The sequence below is a fragment of the Leucobacter sp. UT-8R-CII-1-4 genome, from assembly GCF_030010235.1.
GTDB lineage: Bacteria > Actinomycetota > Actinomycetes > Actinomycetales > Microbacteriaceae > Leucobacter.
In genome coordinates this window covers 220,949-240,839 of the sequence record NZ_JASCRS010000003.1, presented here as the reverse complement: position 1 = coordinate 240,839, position 19,891 = coordinate 220,949, and the positions used below count along the sequence as shown (strand labels likewise).

Below are 19,891 nucleotides of genomic sequence, written 5' to 3'. Positions count from 1 at the left end.
AATGACGTACTACCCCAAACTGCAGGCAGCTACTCTCTCGACCATCGAACCCGAAGTGCACGGCTTGATCTCCAAGCGCACCGCTTCACTCAATGGTGTTGAGGTAACCGAGGTCACCTTCCACGCTGGTTCAAAGTGGTCGCAGGATCTTAAGGACTATGCGGGAACCGATTTGTGCGAATTGCCCCACGTTGCACTCGTGACAGCGGGCACCCTCGCAGTTGAGGACCGTGATGGCGAAATTCTCGAATTCAATGCCGGTGACGCCATGCTGCTGCCGCCCGGCCATGATGCTTGGGCCGTCGGTGACGTCGACTGCACATTCGTCGAGTTCTCGCGAGGCAACGACTACTACGCTCAGTAGCAATCGTCGCCTCGCGCGGGGTGCAGCTAGACAGGTGTTTGCCTGTTTAGCTGTTTCGCTGTTTAGCGTCGAGCGAATCGCCTCCGGGCGAGGGCAAGTCCGAGACCTGCCAGCAGCAGTCCCCCGCCGATCAGCCAAATGTTCGCCGGAGCATCTTGACCGGTGTTGGGCAGAGGCTTCTTCGTGCCGTTGGGGTCTGGATCAACGCCTGGCTCAGGTTTTGGTCCGCTCTTAACGAGCAGCGTCGCGGTGCCGGTGTCAGCGGTAAGCGTCGCGGCACCTGCGGTCACAGTTGCGACCGCGTTAAAGGTCGCATTGTCGGTTTTTGCTCCGGCCAAAGTCGGCACCTCAAAATACTGAGGATCGACCGAACCAGCAGCAAAGGTCAACGTCTGCGTGGTGTGCGTGTAGTCAGTTCCGTCAACCGCCGTACCGCCCGCAGTTGTCACTGCGATCGTCACGTCATGTTCGCCTGGGGTCACAACCGTAACCGGGAACCGAGCAGTATCACCGGCGTTCACGTCACCCGCATCACCGATCGAGAAGACCGCTTCACGAACCTCAACTGCGCCTGCATCTGGAGCGCTGCCCTGAGGCCGGGCGATCCCACGCTGATCAGCGTTAATGTCACTTGAAACGCCTGCATCAATCAGTGGTGAACCTTCAGCAGGAATACGCACTTGGCTCTTGCCAAGGCCACCGGCTTGCAATGCACCCAGCTTTAGATCTGTCGCCACGGTCGCCGTTGGCATTGCGGGCGTCGCTGAAGTCACCACGTTTCCGCTCTCAACAATCGGCTGATCGTTGAGGGTTGAGATTGCGGCTTTATCGCCAGCGTCAAAGGCCGAGTTTCGCGCGATCACATAGTCGCTTGAGGCTGCTGTAATCGCGCCTTGAACCGTGACCTGGTCCAGAGAGACCACGTCAGCCGCATCGCGTGACTCCTCGATTTCAATTGTGACTGCTGGACTTGGATTCACGAATGTTGAGTTCACGATCTTGGTCACGCCGCGCGAGCTGTATGTTGAACCACCAATTGTGAGCATCGACTCCGTGGTTTGAGTATCATTCGGGCGCATAAAACTGTTGTTTTCAAGGACGATGCCCGGCACACTCAAGGTCACGCCATCTTCAAGCCCGAGGGTCATAGATATCGCCGAGCCATTGGGGTTGATGTCGGCAAAGCTATTGCCCGAGATAACTACGGGGCTTTCAGTGAAATTGGAAGACTCGACCCCGAAGTAGAGATTGAACCCGGCGTACTGGTCGTTAGGGTCATCACTAAATTCAACAACGTTGTTGACATAGCGCATCTGCTGACCGGCTTCGATGGTTGCGCCCTTGCTGCCCAAAAGTTCCCGCACTCCGGTAAAGGTGTTGCCTGAGACCTCAAGCGTGCCAGACGCTCCCCCGTAAATATCGAGCGGGGATTTCACATCACTAAAACTGCTATCGATAGCTCGGAACGAGTTTGGCTTCATAGAGGTATCGACCGCGATTCCGTCCCAGTTAATGGGACCAATCAGTTGTGAATCTTGAAAAAGCAAATCACCCTGATTCGAATTCCAGTTGATCCCATAGTTCAGTGGAGTGCTTCGCCGCGCGTCAAGTGTGAGATTTTCTATGGCGAGTGAATTCGTCGCGTAAATCAGCGCGTTGCTGAACCAACTGCTCTCATCTGTAACCACTCCCGCACCGAAAATTGTGGCGCCCGAACCCTCACCGACAATACGAACAGCGTCATTGCTAAGCAGGACTGACGCTGGTCGAATTTCAAGCCCCTCAGCGACCCGGATCACATCTTCGCCCGGGTTCGCATCGGCCTGAGCGAGCGCTTCGCGCAAGCTGCCTGGGCCAGAATCATCGCCGTTTGTCACTTCAATTTCTGCAGCAAGGGCCGGTGTCGCACCGATCACAATGCCACTCAAAGTGAGCGCGGCAACAGCACCGAGTGAGAGTACTCGTTTCATTTCACATCCCAGGTCTTGATTTCAAACAGTTTTTTAAGGCTAACAAGTGTGCAAAAAATCCGATAGGGCAAGTCTGGTATACATTTTCGCGGCCTGTCTTTTATGAGCACTTGAATGTAAAGTAGGCCGCATGAGCGCGACCGTACAACCAAACTCTTCACGACTCAAGAAATTCGCTGGCCTCGGAGTCTTTGCAGGGCTCATGTTTTCGATGCTGAGCGCGCCGGCAATCGCGGTTGCCGCACCCACAGATGAAGTCGCTTTCGAGAATGCAGCATTTAAGAATTGCGTACTCACACAACTTGGCTTTGCAGAAGATGCGACGATAACCGAGGCCGATCTCGCATCGCTCACCGCGCTCACATGCAAGAACATGTTGATCGAAAATATCGAACCTCTGGCCTTCGCAACCGGCCTGCGCACCCTCGACCTTCAGCACAATATGGTTTCAGACCTTGCGCCTCTGGCGGGGCTGACCAAGCTCGAAGTACTAGCCCTAGTATCGAACAATGTCGCAGATCTTCAGCCCATCGCCGGGCTCCCCAAGGTCACGTCACTCGAACTCAATGGCAATCGAATTACCGACCTGACGCCCATTCAGAACATCACGACGCTTCGCTACCTCTTGCTGCACGACAACCAAATCTCTGATCTGACTCCGCTCGCTGGGTTGAGCAACCTGCAAAACATTCAGATTAGAAACAACCACATCACTGACATCTCACCCATCGGTGGGCTTACAAAGCTGACCGCGTTTAATGGCGCGGCCCAAGTAATTGCAGACGCCGAGGCAGTGGTGGGCACGCCAACGCTCTCACCCATACGTGCCGCCGACGGATCACCCATTCCGCTCTCGGTCACCTCTGGCGACGGAACCGTGTCTGGCAATGAAGTGATCTGGAACCAGGCCGGGGTAGGCGGGGTCACCTGGAATGCGCCGTTCACGCTCCCGAACGGAAATACTGGCACGTTCTCTGGTCGACAAGCGGTCACCGTCAGCCCGGCTCCCGCGGTAGCGCTCGAAGGCATTCCGCTAAATGGTGTCGTAGGCACGTCATACACTTTCGACTTTGCACTGACCGGCTACCCGTCGATTCCAGAAGTGAGTGTAATTAGCGGATCAATTCCGGCCGGTCTTTCCCTCTCACGTGATGGCAAGATCACCGGCTTGCCAACAAAAGCTGGCAGTTACGATTTCTTGGTGAAAGTCTCGAATGGCCTTGCCGAACGGGAATACAGCTTCACCGTGGTGATCACAGACAACGAAGCACCGAAGCCAAAGCCAGAGCCCGAGGTCGACAAGGGCGCCGAGGCAGGTGGAAAGCTAGCGAACACTGGCGCCGATGCTCCAACTGCCGGTGCGCTGCTTGGAACGACGCTTGTAGCGGCAGGCACGGCTCTCGCACTGACTCGGTTGCGCAAGACTCGACGCTAGGCGTCAAGCGCTTCCGTGCACAGTAACGGGTTCAGAAATCACGAAGAAACGAAAATGCCCCACCGAAGTGGGGCAATTGGAGCCGACTTCGGGATTTGAACCCGAGACCTGTTCTTTACGAGGGAACTGCTCTACCCCTGAGCTAAGTCGGCGTTGCCGGGTACACCCGGCACAAGAACCTACTTTATCACCAGATCGACCCGCACACGCACATCGGGCTAAAGCGGGTCGAATCGGCGAGAACTAGGCTACGCAGCGCGCGCCGGCCTCGGGCATTGCCCCCGTCAGGAAGTAGTTTTCTACGATCTCGTTGACGCAAGAATTCTTGCCGTAGGCAGTGTGGCCTTCGCCTTCGAACACAAGCAGCGAACCACTCTGCAACTGGTTCGCGAGTGATTCTGCCCAGCGCAGCGGAGTCGCTGGATCACCCGTTGTACCGATCACAAGAATCGGGTCGGCACCAGGTGCGCTCACTGCAGTGCGGTCGTCTACGCCCGGTACAGGCCAGGCCGCACAACCGACATCACCGTAGCCTTGGAACGCGCCAATCGTTGGCGCAATCTCTTGCAGCTCGGCCGCATCGGCACGCATTTGTTCAAGGTTCAGCGGCAACGGGCTCGGGTAATCGAGACAGTTGATTGCTCCGAAAGCCGACATCAGATTACTGCTGTACACCCCGTCGACACGGTCGTTGTAGGCGTCAGCGAGCGCAAGCGCAATTTCGGCACTCCCGTCACTTGCTGAGAGATACAGCTGGTCAAGGTATGGCCAATTCTGTTCTGAGTACAGAGGCATAATAATTGCGGTGATCAGCGTGCCTGACGATACGATTCTGCCGTCATCTCCGGTGAGTGGGTTTGCTTCAACTGAATCGAGTAGGACTCGCCACTGCTGCATCGCCTGGTCGGCATTGCCGCTCAGCGGGCAGTCTTCGCGAGTGAGACAGTCGGTCACGTAGGCGCGAAGGGCCAGCTCGAACCCTCTGGTCTGCTCACGCACAACTTCTGCTTCGGTACTTGTCGGATCAATTGCACCGTCAAGCACCAGCTTGCCCACCCGATCTGGGTAGGCATCTGCGTAGCGGGCACCGATGTAGGTGCCGTATGAATAACCGAGGTAGTTCAGCTTTTCGTCGCCCACGATTGCACGAAGCATATCGAGGTCTTGCACGGTAGAACCGGTGTCAACGTGGCCAAGCAGCGGGCCGGTTTCTTTCAGGCAGGCTTCACCGTATGCTTTGTTTTCTTTGAGCGCCGCATCGATCCAGGCCTGGCTGCCTTCTTCGAGCCCATCGGTTGCGCTCTTGCCGTAGAGCACCCTGTCGAGCCCGGCATCATCGAGACAGCGCACCTGCGAGGATTCGCCTACCCCGCGCGGATCCCAACCAATGATGTCAAAGGACTGCTGCAGTGGCTTGCCCACGCCATAGTCGATGCTGTTCGCGATGTAGTCGACACCCGAGGCTCCTGGCCCGCCCGGGTTTACAAAGATCGTTCCCTGCGACTTGCCACCAAGTGCCGACTGCTTCACCAGTGCCAGCTCGATGCGTTCTCCGCTCGGTTCACTCCAATCGAGCGGTGCGCTCACTCGCGCACACTCTTTGCCCTCGTAGCACTTCACCCAATTTGGTACTTGCGCGGTGAAATCAACCCCGTTGACTTCTGGCAGTTCAGAGCGCTGCGGGGTGCCGCTCAGCACGCCAAATAGCGCAGCGCACGAGCTCAAGAGCAACGCGGCAACTGCCGCAACAGCGATCACGGCAAGTCGCCTGCGGCGCTTCGGGCGAAACGGTTCTGTGTCTTCGTTTAGCTCGTCAATCACTGGTATTCCTCCTGCGTCGACGCTACGACGATATTGGCGAACATGGCCTCAAGTACTAGACCTGGGGTGACACCGCGCGTGAGCCTCTTGCGCGCGGTGTCGATTGCGTCAATAACCTGCATGGTGCGCTGCTCGCCCCACTGACCAGCAATTTTTTCGATAGCTTGTTGGTGCTCTTCGTTCACTGACGGCAATCCGGATCCGACAGCGGTGAGCAGAACATCTCGATAGAGCGAGAGCAAGTCGGTGAGAATTCGGTCGAGCCCGTCGCGCAGGCTTCTGGTCGCGCGCCGCTTTTGGTCTTCTTCGAGTGCTTTCATCTGAGAGCGCAGTGCTGGAGGGATCGCCGCCCCAGGCGCCAAGCCCATGTTTCGCATCGCATCGGCCCGCTCGTCGGCGTCAAGCATTTCAGTGAGCGCATCAGCGTCTGCCTGCGCCACTTTAAGTAGTTCTGCGGCGGCTCGCATGCCCCCACCGAGCGTGGTTACCCGCAGCGCCAATTCGACGGTGCGCTCGCGTCGCTCAAGTGCGGCCGGGTCAGAAGCCAGTCGTCGCGCCATACCAATGTGGCTTTGCGCCAATCGTGCTGCCCGCTCGGCAAGCGCAAGGTCAGCACCGTCGCGCTCGTGCAGCAGGCGGGCGATCTCTGCGGGAGCCGGCGTGATCAATCGCATCGATCTCGCGCGCGACCGAATGGTCGGCAGCAGGTCTGCCTCGCTTGGCGCACAAAGCACCCAAATCGTGCGCTCAGGTGGTTCTTCAAGCGCCTTCAGCAGCACGTTTGATGTGCGCTCTGGCATGCGATCGGCGTCTTCAATGACGATGACGCGGTGCCTGCCCTCTGCAGGGGCAAAATGAGCCGAGGCCACGATTTCTCGCACATCGTCGATCCCGATCACCACTTTTTGAGTGGTGAGCACCGCTGCGTCAGGATGCGTTCGCGCACGCACCTGGGCGAAGACCGATTCGCGCTCACTTTCATCGCGGGCAATCAAGGCGGCCGCAAAACGTAGGGCGAGATTTGACCGGCCTGAACCGGGTGGCCCGGTAATCAACCAAGCATGCGAGAGTTCGCGCTCGGCGCCGGGTGCCGCCGCTTGCTCGAGCACACGCACGGCGTCGGCCTGCCCGATGATTTCGCTCCAGTAACTCACGACTCAAGGCTACCGGTCACCTGCGACACTGCGCAGTGAAGTGCCTGTCGGATATGTCGACAGGCACTTCGGGCCCTGCTTTAGTGGAAAGCTTCGCCAGTTTCGGCTCGCGCCACAAGCCAAGCTGCAGGCTTGAAGCGTTCACCGTAGGCTGACGCGAGTTCATTCGCCCGATCCACGAAACCTCGAACTGATCCTTCGTACTGGCTGATGTATTGCAGCGCGCCACCTGTCCAAACCGGGAATCCGATCCCGAAGATTGACGCGATATTGGCCTCTGCCACATTCAGCACTGCCCCCTCTTCGAGGCAGGCGGCCGCTTCGAGAGCCTGGGCAAAGAGCAATCGTTCCTGCACATCAGCAAACGGCACCGACCCCGCGTCGGCACCGCGTGCATCGGCAATTTCGATCGAGAACTGTTCTGCCTGCACCAAAGGGTTCGCCTGGTAGCCGCTTTGCTCTGCGGCACGCACCAAGCTTGTGCGTGATACCCCGTCAGCCGCGAGCGCTGCCGCTTCTACCGCTACCCGGTGAGCGAGACGGGGCAGATAGCTTTCAGATCGCTGGGCAATGTAAGCAACAGCTTCGGCCGTCTTGCCACCCTTCGCAAGCGCTTCGGCCACTGCTGGCGAGTTGTGTTCGCTCTGCCATTTCGAGGCCGCCCGCGAGACGGCAGCAAGGTCAGAGAACGTCGCCTTAATCATGTTCTTTGAAACCTGCCCATTGGCAAGGTGTACAAAGTATCGGGTCTCAACTGCGAGCGCGGTATCGATATCAACGTATGCACCCTCGACCGCTGCCGCGAGGGCGGCACGTGGTGCCGGCATTGGTGCGCCCTTAAGCTGCGCGCGCAACATGGCTGGCATTGCCGGCATTTGAGCAGCGAACGCAGGGTTCGCTGGTGATCCACCGGGCAGCTTGAAGCCCTTCTGATCCCACGGCTGCAGCACTTCTGGGTGCTCAGCGATCCAGGCGCGCGCTGCGCCGTCTAGCTGATCGACCTGCTCAACAATCTGATCAACCAGCCCGACACTGTGTGCGTCACGCACTGAGAAGCGTCGTGCCGGCAGAATCACCTCGGCGAGCGCACGCTGCACTCCGAGCATACGAACGGTTCTGCTGACACCGCCGCCGCCTGGCAGCAGGCCAAAGCCCACCTCTGGCAGGCCGATCCGGCTGCCCGGCACATCTGCAGCAATTCGGTGGTGCGCGGCAAGAGCCACTTCAAGGCCACCGCCGAGAGCCGCACCATTAATGGCGGCAACAACTGGCTTGCCAAGCTTTTCAAGACGCCGCAGGTCATGCTTCATGCCGTCTACGTGAGCTTCTTGTTCGGCAGATTTTTCTACCGAGTACGCCGCGAGAGCGTCGAGATCACCGCCTGCAAAGAATGTCTTTTTTGCAGAGGCAATAATGACTCCGCGCACCTGGTCGATCTCTGCATAGAGGCGATCGACCACGCTGCGAAGCGAGGCCTCAAATGCGGCGTTCATCAGGTTGACTGATCCGCTCGGATCGTCCATCGTGAGTGTGACGATGCCGTGGGCATCTCGTTCGTAGCGAATCGCGGTCGCCAGGGCTGCTGAATCTTGTGTCTGCATTGTCTCTGCTCCTGACCTAGACGCGCTCAATAATGGTTGCGATGCCCATGCCTGAGCCGATGCACAGCGTGGCAAGGCCCCGCTTCAGGTCCCGACGCTCAAGCTCATCAAGCAGGGTTGCGAGGATCATGCCACCGGTTGCGCCAAGCGGGTGTCCAAGCGCAATGGCTCCACCGTTCACGTTGACCTTCTCGTCTGGTACGCCAAGATCTTTTTGCCACTTCATCACCACGGCTGCGAACGCCTCATTGAGTTCAAAGAGGTCAATGTCGTCGATGCTCAGACCTGCTCGGTCAAGCGCCTTCTGGGTTGCCGGGGTGGGCCCGGTGAGCATGATCGTCGGTTCTGAGCCGATTACCGCGGTCGAGATAATTCGTGCACGCGGTCTCAGTCCCGCTGCTTCTCCGGCGGCTTTCGAACCAATCAGCACCAGCGAGGCACCGTCAACAATGCCAGAGCTATTGCCGGGGCCGTGCACGTGACGAATTTCATCAACCCAGTGGTACTTCTGCAGGGCGACCTCGTCAAAACCAGCTTGAGCACCCATTGCAGCAAAACTGGCCGGTAGCGCTCCAAGTGATTCGACAGTTGCCCCAGGTCGGCGATGCTCGTCGTTATCAAGCAGCACGACTCCATTGATATCACGCACTGGAATCACCGACTTTGCAAAGCGGTCCTCACGCCATGCGATGTCTGCCCGCTCTTGCGAGCGCGCGGCATAGGCGTCGACGTCTTCGCGGCTAAAGCCCTCAATCGTGGCAATCAGGTCGGCGCTAATACCCTGCGGCACAAAGTACGTGTCGTAGGCGGTGGTTGGGTCTTGTGCTTGTGCTCCACCGTCGCTACCGATTGGTACACGGCTCATTGACTCGACACCACCGGCAAGTACCCAGTCTTCATACCCCGAGGCGACTTTCTGCGCCGCCATGTTTACAGCTTCAAGGCCAGAACTGCAGAAGCGGTTGATTTGTACACCCGGCACTGACTCAGGCAGACCCGAAAGCAGCGAAGCTGTGCGCGCGATATCGCCACCCTGCTCGCCGACAGGCGACACCACACCAAGCACAACATCATCGATCAGATTGGCGTCGAGACCGGGGTTTCGTTCCAGGATCGCATCGATCAGTGGCACCACGAGGTCAACCGGTTTTGTGCCGTGCAACGCACCGCCTCGGTTTTTGCCGCGCGGCGTTCGTACGGCGTCGTAAATATAAGCGTCCGTCATTGCATCCTCCAAGTGGCCTATTTGCACATCTCGGATGGCACACAATGGTGCGCTGTGCATCATCCTCGAAACTGCACGCTGGGGCGTCAACTTCAGTATGCCTCATGCCGCAGACAAGAAATCAAAGTTGGCCTGAATGCACAACCCGAGTGCCGTTCAATCCACAAACTGCACAACTGAACAGCACAATGGGGCCGTCTACAACACGAGGATCGGCCCGCCTCAAGAGCGGAACCGATCCTCGTGTAATGGAACTACCAGCGACTAGCTATGCCGAGCGCGCGTGCGCTTTCGACCAGCCAGGTAAGTGGCGCCACCCAGCAATGCCATCAGGGCAATTGCTGCGAGCAGCCCACCGGCAACTTCACCGCCAGTGTTTACCAGCGGATCGGCAGGTTTCACCGTCACTGTCGCATCATCAGTCAGCACCGAATCATCAGTAATCGAAGACTCGGTTGTCACCGAAGCCACGTTCACCAGCTGGTGGTTCGGCTGATCATACGCAGCCTGCAGCACGTTCACGTTGAGAGTCAGAGTGACCTTCTCGCCCGCCGCAAGCGGCTCAGTGAGATTCCAGGTGACCACACCTCGCTCATGTGTCGCGGTTGCACCCTCTGGCAGATCTGGCGTGTCCCGGAAGCTCAAGCCAGCCGGCAGCGAATCAGTCACGGTAATTGGGCCGTGATCTGTCTGTGTGCCGGTGTTCTCCACGGTGATCGAATAGGTGCCCACCTTACCGACCTTGAACTCACCAACAGCCTTCTTCTCAATCACCAGCGTGACAAGAGGGCGAACATGAATTGGATCTTCAAATTCATTGTTCGAAGGCTCAGGATCGGTCTCATTCGCCGCCGTAATCTGCACGTGGTTGACCACATCATCAGCTTCGCTGAAGGCGTTCTCATGCACGATCGTGTTCAGTACAAGTGGCTTAGTATCCGCACCCACCTCGGTGAGGCCGGTGTAGCTCGCAACTACGACGGTCGGCTGGCTGGCATCCCACTGCTCTGGCGTGATCGAATCAATCGTCCAACCGGTTGGGTCGCCCTGATCGTCGAGCACGGCACCGAGCTGATCGGTTACCTCAAGGCCGACCGGCATAGTGTCGGTCACGGTGAAGCCGCTCGATACCGATGGCCCATGGTTCGTGACATTGATCAAGAACGGCAGTGCCTCCCCGATAACTACTCGGTCACGGTCATCAGCGGTCGGGTGCGACTTGGTGATCGAGAGATCGGCCGAACGCGTAACCAGTACATCAGCGCTATCTGCGTTGTTGTCTGGGTTCGAATCTGGTGTCTCAGACGTCACGTTCGCCGAGTTGACCAGTGTCTCGCCATTGGCGATTGCCGAGTCAATCTGAGCTTCGAACTCAATCACTGGAGCATTGCCACGAGTGGCATCCGCCGCGGTAGCAGCAAGCTGACCGCCACTGAGGGTGAAGGTCACGATCTGAGGTGATCCGGCGACTACCGGCTCAGCCTTCATCGTCCAGCCGTTCACAGTAGAAGTGCCAGCAGTAACAGTGAGACCAATAGGCAGAGTGTCAGTTACGACGACGGGGCCGCTCGCGTCACTTGCGCCGAGGTTTGCAACCTGCAATCGGTACCAGACGCTTTCACCAGCGGTAACCGGAGCTGGCCGTTCAGCCACCACGTCACCACCAGCCGCACTGATCACGCTCTTTACGATGCTGAGATCAGCATCGTTTGCGATCGTCACGCTTGCGGTGTCGCGTGCGGTCTGCACGCCGGCAGTAGTGTCATCAGACCAGCTGATCTGCGCGGTGTTCACGAGCGCAGGCACGCTTGGCTCTTGAGTCGGGCGCAGCTCTGGGGCGAGCATGGTCTCAATCTCAATCGTTGTTGCGTTGGCTTCGCCAACCGGGTGCAGCCCATTGTTTGCGGTGTAGCTGCACACGCCGGTTGGTACCCCATTGGTTTCGTTGCATTCCCATCCGGCTCCGCTCGCCGAGACGAAGCTCACGCCAGCAGGCAATATATCGCTGAGCGATACCGGTGCTGCAGATGGGCCTTCGTTGGTCACGGTGACCTGCCATTTCGCGGCGGTACCTGCGATCAGCTCAGCGCTCTCGACCCAATCGCCCGAGCTATTCTGCACCTTCTTCTCGATCGACATCGATGCGGTGGTACCGGTCGTGGTGATCAAGTCGGTAGCCCGATTCGGGTGCGGATCAGGATCTGGTTCAGTCTGATCGTCAGGGCCGTCAACGGTAGCCACGTTGTTCAGTGGCGTGCCTGCGCGCAGCGCTGGATCGATAGTTACGTCGAAGGTTACGGTCACCGTCTGACCGACGTCAAACACATCAAGGGCTTCGAGCAGGTTCCAGGTGAGGGTACGGTCGCCGTCACCGCTGAGGCTTGGCTCAGCTGGCATCTGGCTGCGGCCGGTCACGGTGCTGGTCGCGTTCGCGCTACCGGCGACGTATGAGAGGCCAGCGGGCAGGGTGTCAACAATCTCGACATCACCGCTCGTGGAGCTCGGCCCGTGGTTGGTCACCTTGAGGGTGTAGCTCACGGTGGTGCCAGGAGTGAATGGCCCGGTGCCTTCATGCGACTTCTCGATACCAAGATCAACAATCTTGGTGGCGTTGGTGTCGTCCTTATCGCGCACTGGTGTCGCGTTGTCAGCCGAAGCTTCAACCCAGTTCACTACTGCGCCCGTGATGGTCGAGGCGGTTTCATAGCGAACCACGAATGCGCGTGACTCGCCAACAGGCATGGTGCCGCCCTGCAGGGCGAAATCGTGCCAGTTCGTGGCGTTCACCGGCGAAGCAGTCCAGTTGCCGCTGAGGTCAGTCGCGCTCGCGAAGGTCAACCCGTCTGGAGCCTCATCGACCACGTGCACATTGCGCGCATCTGCACTGCCAAGGTTGGTCGTGGTGATTCGGTAGTACACAGGGTTACCAGCGACAAAAGCGTCGTCTGGGTTCGTGCTTGGATCAGCCTGGCGCCAGCCGTCAGCTGCACTCGCATCGGCAACCACACGGGCCTTGCGCACGCCGATTTCTGTCGAGCTATCGGTTGGCGTCGTAGTGGTGCTGGTGTTGTTCTCAGACGAATCGGGGCGGTTTGGCTCTGGGGTCTCACCTGGCAGTACCGCAGCGGTGTTCGTGACATCGCCTACGTGCGAGGTCAGAATTGTTCCACTCACTGAGACTGTGCTGGTGGCACCCACCGGAATCGATGCACCGGTGAAGGTCCAGGTGATCTGGTCTCCTGCCTTGGCTGGGAACTGCGCAGCAGCCCCGGCACGGGTCACACTTGCGGTCCATGAAGCGTTCGATGGGTCCGCAACACTCGAGATTCCGGCAGGAACCGTGTCGGTGATCGTAATTGGCTTCGCGCTCGAGCTAATCGAATCAGACTGGCCGAGGTTGGTCACCGCAAGTTGCCAGGTCAGCTGCCCGCCAACAACGACACCGCGGGCTGGAACCTGCGTTGGCGAGGTCAATGACTTCACCAGAGCAAGGTCGGCAGCGGTCGTGGTCGACAGAGATGCCTCACTGCGGTTGTTCTGCGAATTGTAACCAGGCGCAGCCGGGTCAGAAACGTAGTTCGGATCAAATGTCGCGCCAGGCACAACGATCGCCGAGTTGTTCACGGTGATTGGCTGCTGCGCGGCAGCAACATTCGCGCGCACGGTGATCTTCGGGAACGACTGGTTCTTCGGAAGCGACTCGTTCAGATTTGTGCGCGCACAATCGATCTCGGTCGCACCGTTCGCGGCGCGTGGTCCGACCGTACAGTTCCAGCCGCTACCGCTTGCGCCGGTAATGGTGATGCCGTCTGGCAGTGCGCCGGTGGTGTCCTTTACCCGGATTGGACCCTCTGCTGAGTCTGGTCCGAGGTTACGCACCACAAGATCCCAGGCAGCGAATTCACCGCTGCCAGCAACCACGGCTGAGGTAGGCACGGCAGTTTTGGTCAACTGCAGGTCAGCCTCGGCGATGTAGGCGTCCGCTTGGCTTTGCGATCCAACGTATGAAGTCGCATTCTTGTTGCGGCTTGCATCGTTGGCGTCAGTTGCCGTTGCGGTCAGGGTGTTTCGGTGCACGTTGACCTTGCCACCGTTGCCAATGACGCCGGTGCCTGGGGTGGTCAGTGCCGCCTTTGTTGGCTTGGCATCAAAGGTGATCACGAAGGATCGCCCGGCCGCAAGCGGGGTCGCTTCGGCGCCGGCAATCTGGTTCTGCGACCAGGTCACTGTCTGCTGGTCGCCGCCGCTGACAGCCGCGGTGGTCACGTTTGGCTCACCGAGAAGCGCGAGCGCTGGGCCACCGTTGATGCTGATTTGTGCATTGCCCGCGTATTCCCAGTTCACTGGCAGTACGTCGGTGACGCTGACACTGTTGGCCGTGCCTGCGCCCGCGTTTCGCAGGGTAAGGGTCCAGTTGAAGTTCTTACCGGTGTGCGCCAAACCGTACGACTGTCCCGCTACTGGGTTCGTCACGGTCTTCGTTGGTACGAGGTAAGGGAAGAGCGGCGTGACACTCGCGTCGTCTTGCAAGGTCGCTGGCATGTTTGCGCCGCCTGGCAGCTTGCCGCCCGGACGGTAGGTCCATCCGGTTTCACCGTTCTTGCCGTACGAGGTGTACTCGACGATCTTGGCGATGTTCTGCTCAGCAACTCCGGTACCGGTTGTGGTTGGAGTCGTTGATCGCAGCTCTGCCGATGCCGCGAAGGTGGCATTGAAGGTGAGGTCGATGCTGCCCCCGGCCGGGATCGGGTCGAGGCCAGTCCAGGTGATGGTGCCGTTTGCGCATCCAGCGGCCGCGTTTGCCGAGTAGCTGCCACCGTTCGAAACTGAGGTCACGTCGACAACGCCCGCTGGTAGGCAATCAGTGATTGCCGCATGGTAGGCAGGAGTCGTGTTCGCGTTGGTCACGCGCACCCGATAGGTGAAGCCCTGGTTAGGGTCACCCTGTTTTGTCTTCGCGTAGCTTGCGTCGTCAGCACCTGCCAGCTTGACCTGCTTTTGCACGGTCAGCGATGGGTTCAGGATTGTCACTGGAGCGCTCGCGTCGGCGGTCTTCTTTCGGGTGCCTTCGTCGGTGGTCCTGTTGGTGTTCCAGCTTGCGTTTGCAAAGTTGGTCGGTTGTGTGCTCGCGATCTGATCGGTGATCTTTGCCTGGTAGGTGATCTCGATCGTGCGCGCAGTCGCGGCGGTAGGAATCTCAACACGGCTGTCTGCAGGCCAGACCAGAGTCTGCCCGGTCTTTACCGCACCGCTAACTTTCGGCTGAGCCGCAATGTTTGGGCCGCCTACGAAGTTCAGCGTTGCACTGCCGTCTACAAATTCGAGGCCGGCCGGCATGCGGTCGCTGATCTCGAAGTAGTAGTAGTTTGCGTGTGCGGGAATGGTCGCGCGCATTGTGTACGTGACAGTCTCGCCAACTGGGGCACGGTTCGGAGTAACCGACTTCGTGAGTGTTGCGTTTGCAATGTTCACGTCGGCGCTTGCACCGGTGTTTCGAGTGCCCGCACGTTCGTCGGCCTGTGGCAACGTGTTTGGCAGCGTCTTGCCGACGAGCTGCGCGCGGTTGGTGTACTGCTCGCCGCCGGCAGCGCCGGTGTCAACGATGGCGTCGAATTTGAGGGTCGCTGGCTTGCCAGCGTCGATCCGTCCAACGTTCCACTTGATCAGCGTTCCGGTGCCCTGGGCGTCAGGCTGCGTCACCGTAGTTCCGGCACCGGTTCCGGTTACCGAGCACTTCACTGCCGGGGTCACCGGATCAACGGTGCCTGCTGACGGTGCGAAGGTCTGCGCTGGCAGCGTGAAGCCCGCAGGCAGGCAGTCGTAGACCACCGCATCATAGACAGCCGGGCGGCCGTTGGTGTTGCTCGCGGTCAGGGTGAAAGTGACTCGACCGTCGGCACCCTGGGTGCCCGATACAGCCTTGTTCAGGATTGGTGCTGGCTCAAGGTAACGCGTGTTCGCGGTCGCCGTCAGATCCGCTCGACCAGGAATTCCTGGGTTGGTTGTCGGCTTGTTGTAGCCGAAGTGAGCGGTGTTTACGAGCTGGTCATTGTGAACCAGCGTAACGGCGCCCTTCTTCTGCTTGACCCACACCGTAATCTGCACGCGGAAGACAGCATCATTCGCGGTGTCATTGGTGTAGAACTCAGGCAGCGTCAGTTCACCGGTGGCCGGATCGCACTTGAAATCTGCTGAGCCCGTGCCGCAATCAATCTGTGTAGTTCCGGTCGCGCCTTCGTAGAACTTCGCGCTACCTGGCACAAATTCGTAGCCGAGCTTGTTGCTGTTGCGCGCAAACTCTGCCGCGTCAAAGAGCTTGCCGCCCGCGACGCTTGTCTTTGCCGGAATCGTAGCCGCGTATTCAAAGGTCGCGTATTCACCCTCAACAATGGCATTGTCGGGGCGAGCTTCTACGGCGCCGGTGGTGGTGCCCGAGTTCAGTGGGTCGGCCGGAGTCGATCCACTCGGCTGAATCTCGGTCGAGATCAGCTTCTTTGAAACACTTGCATTTGGCAGGGTCACGTTCGATGGGTCTGTGACGTGGTCAGCTGGTACTTCGAGCTGGTTTGCGCCAGCGGTGCGAAGCGCTACCGGTGCGGCTGTTTCGCCCGCCTTATCGATCGTGCTGCCGCCTGTTGGCACGGTGCTGTTGCCAGCTCCGGGGGTAGGCACAAGAGTGGTCGAAGTGCCTGCACTCGCGTTGTTCACGACAGCCATTTCGGCGATCGAAGCGGTGTTGATGTAGTTCTGCGTGATCTGAGCCGCGGCGGTACCGTCTGCAGCCCCTGGCACTGTGACCGCGTAGCTCACGCTGAAGCCGCGCTGCACAGCAGGCACTGCTGGTTGGCCGCTACTTGGGTCGTTCGGGTTAGCCGGAACAGCTGGCACCTCTGGCGAGCTACCTGGCACGGTACCGGTTACCTGCCAGACCACAATGCTGCGGTCTTTGTAGAGAGGGTTCAGGTCAGTCGGGTAACCGGGATCGCCTGGGTTGTAGGCGTGAGCGGTGTAGGCAACTGTGCTGTTGGCGACATCAGCGTTGTCTGCCCACAGTGTCGAATTTCCGGTGAAGCTACCGTCTGCAGGATCGTAATCGCTCAGGTGCTCAGCTTTGACGCCTGCTGGCAGCGCGTCGTAGAGCCAGTAGTCCTTGGTGTCGACAGTTGGTGCGGTGACGTCAAGCCTGAAGACCACCTTGTCACCCTGCACGATCGGCTGCCCGTCAACATTGCTGTTCGGTGCGTTGGGGCCGAGGTATGGCTGGGTGTTGGTTTTTGGATCAGTGAAGGTGTTGCTTTGAATGCCCTTGACCAGACGCGCAGAGGTATCGAGTGCAATCTCTGCCTCATCACGGAGGAAGTAGATTTCACCGTCGACGTTGTTCTGCTGGTATTTCGCCAGGTTCTGCGAAAGATCGACCTCACCAAATGCCGAGATGCTGGTGACCTTGGCCTTGAGGTAGATCTCAAGCTTTGAGTTCAGTGGCATGAAGCGGTCTGTATCGCTCAAGCCGCAGCTATTGCCGAGGTTGAAGGTGAGCACGTTTCCGCTCACGTTGATACCGCTTGCCGGCGCGAAGGTATTTACCCAGTCGAGGTCGCTCGTCGGCTCGCAGGTGCCCATTTTGGCGTTTGGTGCCGATGGCACGATCCACATATTGTCTGGGCGACCGTCGCTGTCGTTGTCGATCGGGTCGAATTCGACGCCCTCGGGTAGGAAGTCGGTGAATTTTGGATTGCGCACATCGGTGCCGGTCGGTGGGGTGATCTGTACCCGGTACCAAACTTCGTCACCTGGAGCGAACGGGGTGGTCGCTTTCTTGGTCCAGAGTGCTGGGTCTGGGCCGCCGTCCTTCTTTGGCTTCGCAATATCTGCGGCCTCTGGCACGCCGGCTTCGCGCGAAAGCACGGTTTTGTTCAGCTGCGTGTAGTTCGCTTTGAGCGTCGCCGCTGAATCATCTGAAGCGTTCCAGATGCCGTCGGCTACGTCGCCTGAAACCGTGTTTCCGTCGACAGTGCTGCCCGCAGAAGTCACTCCGTCGAGAGCTGGAATCGACCTGGTCTTGCCGAAGATATCGACCGAGTTGTGCACGGTGTCGCCCGAAGTGGTCGCGCCTTCGGCGCTTCCCTTCACATATGCGACTCCCTGCTGTGCCGAGTACTGCACGATGCGGTCGCGAGAGTCTGCTTCGAGCAGCGCTGGATCGACAGCGAGTTCGAGATAGAAGTGCCCTGATTGTGCGTCGAAGCCGATGGTGCTGAGCTTCGCACCTGCCAGCTGAGTCGAGTCAGGCTGAGTGTTGCTTGCGCTGGAGTTCCATGCGCAGGCAGTGCCGAGGCCTGCGTCTGCGACCGCAGCATTCCATGCTTCTGCGGTTTGGAATGGCTGTGCGCCGCTGGTGTTTGGCTTGCCGAGCACCAAATTGGGCATTGGCTGCGCAGTGGTGCTCAGTGGGTTGTTCGCGTCGTGCGCCACTGGCACATTTGCGGGGAATACTGGGCAGAGGCCGTCTGCGAAGTCGTCAAAGAGACGATATGGCGCAGCGCCTGGGCTCGGCACTTCAGCACTCGTGTACTCGCTCGTTGCGAGGTTCAGCGTGTAACGTGCGAAACCGCCCTGCTTGAACTCGCTGTCGTTTACTGACTTGATAACACGCAAATCGACCGCTTCGATCGTGCGGCTGTTTGCGTCATAGGTCTCAGCGTCCTGGTAGCTGCCGCTGGCAGCAGCCACGTTGGTGTAAGTCTTTGGCTCGCCATCGCCCTTGTCGGCAGCGGGGTCTGTTGGGTCAACGTCACCGTGGCGGGTTGAAGCACCGCGGTTATTGTCGAGGTTTGCCGCTTGCGCTCCGCTCGCAGCGTCTGGGGTGTTGCCACCAAAGTCGAGTGTATTCTCAAAGAGAGGCACGCCTGCACGGTAGCGAATCACGGTGGTCGCGGCGACACCCTCAGAAGAGGCGTTTGCACCCTGTGGCTTTGGCGCTTTACCAGTGTCGTTCTGGTTCATTGCCCAAATGCCGCTAGGAATCTGCCAGGTAACCTTCGTGTAGACCTTGCCAACCTCGAGGCGTGAAGCGCCCCGGTTGTTCTGGTACTTCTCGGCGGTTTCGGCGTCCATCAGAATGGTTTCTACCGATGATTCCTGCAGGCAGTTATCGCCTACTGGTGCGGTATTGAGCGCGCCGGCGCCCGGGTATTCGGCACTTTCAGCTCGGGTACCGTTTGCATTCGTTGAGTGATCGTCAATGCCACACGAACCAAGGTATTCGAGCCCGGCAGGCAGGAAGTCGACAACTTCGGCGTTGTCGAGGTCGGCCTGACCGGTGTGGTTGACGGTGAGGCTGTAGATCGTACCGTTGTCGCCGTGCACACCGCGCAGCACCTTGTTATCTGGGTGTTCGGTTTGTGCTTTGCTGACGCGCAGGCCCTTCACTGGGGCGTCGAGCGTGACAGTGCCTGGGGCCGAGGTATGCGAGTTTGTGGTCGCAACTGATTTGACGCCGGGGAAGACGGGAACCATTGTGGCCTGATTGCTGGTGAACGCCGAAATGGTTGCGTTCAGTGCAGAGCCGATGGGGAATAGCGTCGCGTCTGGGCGAACCTTGATCGAGTGCTGGGTTGCTGCACCGGCAGGAAGGTCACTGATGTTGGTGAAGACTGCATACGTCATGCCTTCTGGCACCTGACATGAGTTTGCCTTGCCCGGAGCTGGTTCGAGGCCGAATGCGACACAGTCGGTTGGGAATTTCGCGTAGGCGCCAGGAACGACTCGGTTGGTCTCGCTCACTGGGTAGAGAGTGGGCGCACCAAGGGTGGTCTTGCCGTCGAGTACAACACCCTTTGGCAGCACGATGCCAAGGCTAAGGTTGTACGCGTCTTGCGCGCCTGCGTCTGTCGCTTTGAACGGACTCTGAATATTGAGATTGACGGTGACGTCTTCTCCCCAGAGCGGCGTATTCGCCACAGTGGCCGTAAGTTTTGGCGCAGGCGGGCCAGCGGCTACCGCACTTTGCACGCCGACTCCGGCAACGACTAGCATTCCTGTCAACAGCGCAACTGCCGCGCTCCCGGAAACGAATTTTTGCATTCGCTTCCAGGAAGACGCGACAGATGTACCCTGAACCGATCCCTCGGCCATTCAACACCCCTAATATCCCCATTAGAAGGCACTCCAAATAACCTCGAAAAACACCCTTATTGTTTTCGAGCACGCTGAAGCGCCAGAGAGGAGTCTCCCCAAATGACTCCCTGTTTGACCTTATGCCGAGGGCAAAAATGACACCAATTTTAGAGGGAGTAGATTTGGGTGAAGATATATTTTG

General features: G+C 58.8%; 8 protein-coding genes and 1 tRNA gene. 2 read left to right on the top strand and 7 right to left on the bottom strand.

Annotated elements, in window-relative coordinates; all coding sequences use genetic code 11:
- Window position 1 precedes the first annotated feature (1 nt).
- Entirely contained in the window at window positions 2–364 is a 363-nt protein-coding gene (locus QBL02_RS08425; protein ID WP_282725969.1) for a hypothetical protein, read from the top strand.
- A 62-nt stretch (window positions 365–426) separates the two neighbouring features.
- Here the strand turns inward: QBL02_RS08425 and QBL02_RS08420 are convergent, their stop codons facing one another.
- Window positions 427–2,334, bottom strand: coding sequence for a choice-of-anchor Q domain-containing protein (locus QBL02_RS08420; RefSeq protein WP_282725968.1), 1,908 nt, complete (start codon window positions 2,332–2,334; stop codon window positions 427–429).
- Between the two features lie 130 nt (window positions 2,335–2,464).
- On the opposite strand from QBL02_RS08420, the gene QBL02_RS08415 reads away from it, so the two are divergent.
- On the top strand, window positions 2,465–3,769 hold the full coding sequence (locus QBL02_RS08415; RefSeq protein ID WP_282725967.1) for a leucine-rich repeat domain-containing protein: 1,305 nt from the start codon (window positions 2,465–2,467) through the stop codon (window positions 3,767–3,769).
- 77 nt (window positions 3,770–3,846) lie between these two features.
- On the opposite strand, the gene QBL02_RS08410 is transcribed toward QBL02_RS08415, so the two are convergent.
- From QBL02_RS08410 to QBL02_RS08385, 6 genes are all read right to left on the bottom strand, one after another.
- A tRNA-Thr gene (locus QBL02_RS08410) sits at window positions 3,847–3,921 on the bottom strand.
- Window positions 3,922–4,012: 91 nt separating this feature from the next.
- Window positions 4,013–5,590, bottom strand: a complete 1,578-nt coding sequence (locus QBL02_RS08405; RefSeq protein WP_282725966.1) for an alpha/beta hydrolase — start codon at window positions 5,588–5,590, stop codon at window positions 4,013–4,015.
- Window positions 5,587–6,744, bottom strand: coding sequence for a DNA polymerase III subunit delta' (locus QBL02_RS08400; protein WP_282725965.1), 1,158 nt, complete (start codon window positions 6,742–6,744; stop codon window positions 5,587–5,589). Before QBL02_RS08400 ends, QBL02_RS08405 begins: the two co-directional genes overlap by 4 nt.
- A gap of 80 nt (window positions 6,745–6,824) precedes the next feature.
- A complete protein-coding gene (locus QBL02_RS08395; protein ID WP_282725964.1) occupies window positions 6,825–8,345 on the bottom strand; it encodes an enoyl-CoA hydratase/isomerase family protein in 1,521 nt (506 codons plus the stop codon).
- Window positions 8,346–8,361: 16 nt separating this feature from the next.
- On the bottom strand, window positions 8,362–9,570 hold the full coding sequence (locus tag QBL02_RS08390) for an acetyl-CoA C-acetyltransferase (RefSeq protein WP_282725963.1): 1,209 nt from the start codon (window positions 9,568–9,570) through the stop codon (window positions 8,362–8,364).
- A 264-nt stretch (window positions 9,571–9,834) separates the two neighbouring features.
- Complete coding sequence (locus QBL02_RS08385) at window positions 9,835–19,656, bottom strand: isopeptide-forming domain-containing fimbrial protein (protein ID WP_282725962.1); 9,822 nt, start codon at window positions 19,654–19,656, stop codon at window positions 9,835–9,837.
- Between the last annotated feature and the right edge of the window lie 235 nt (window positions 19,657–19,891).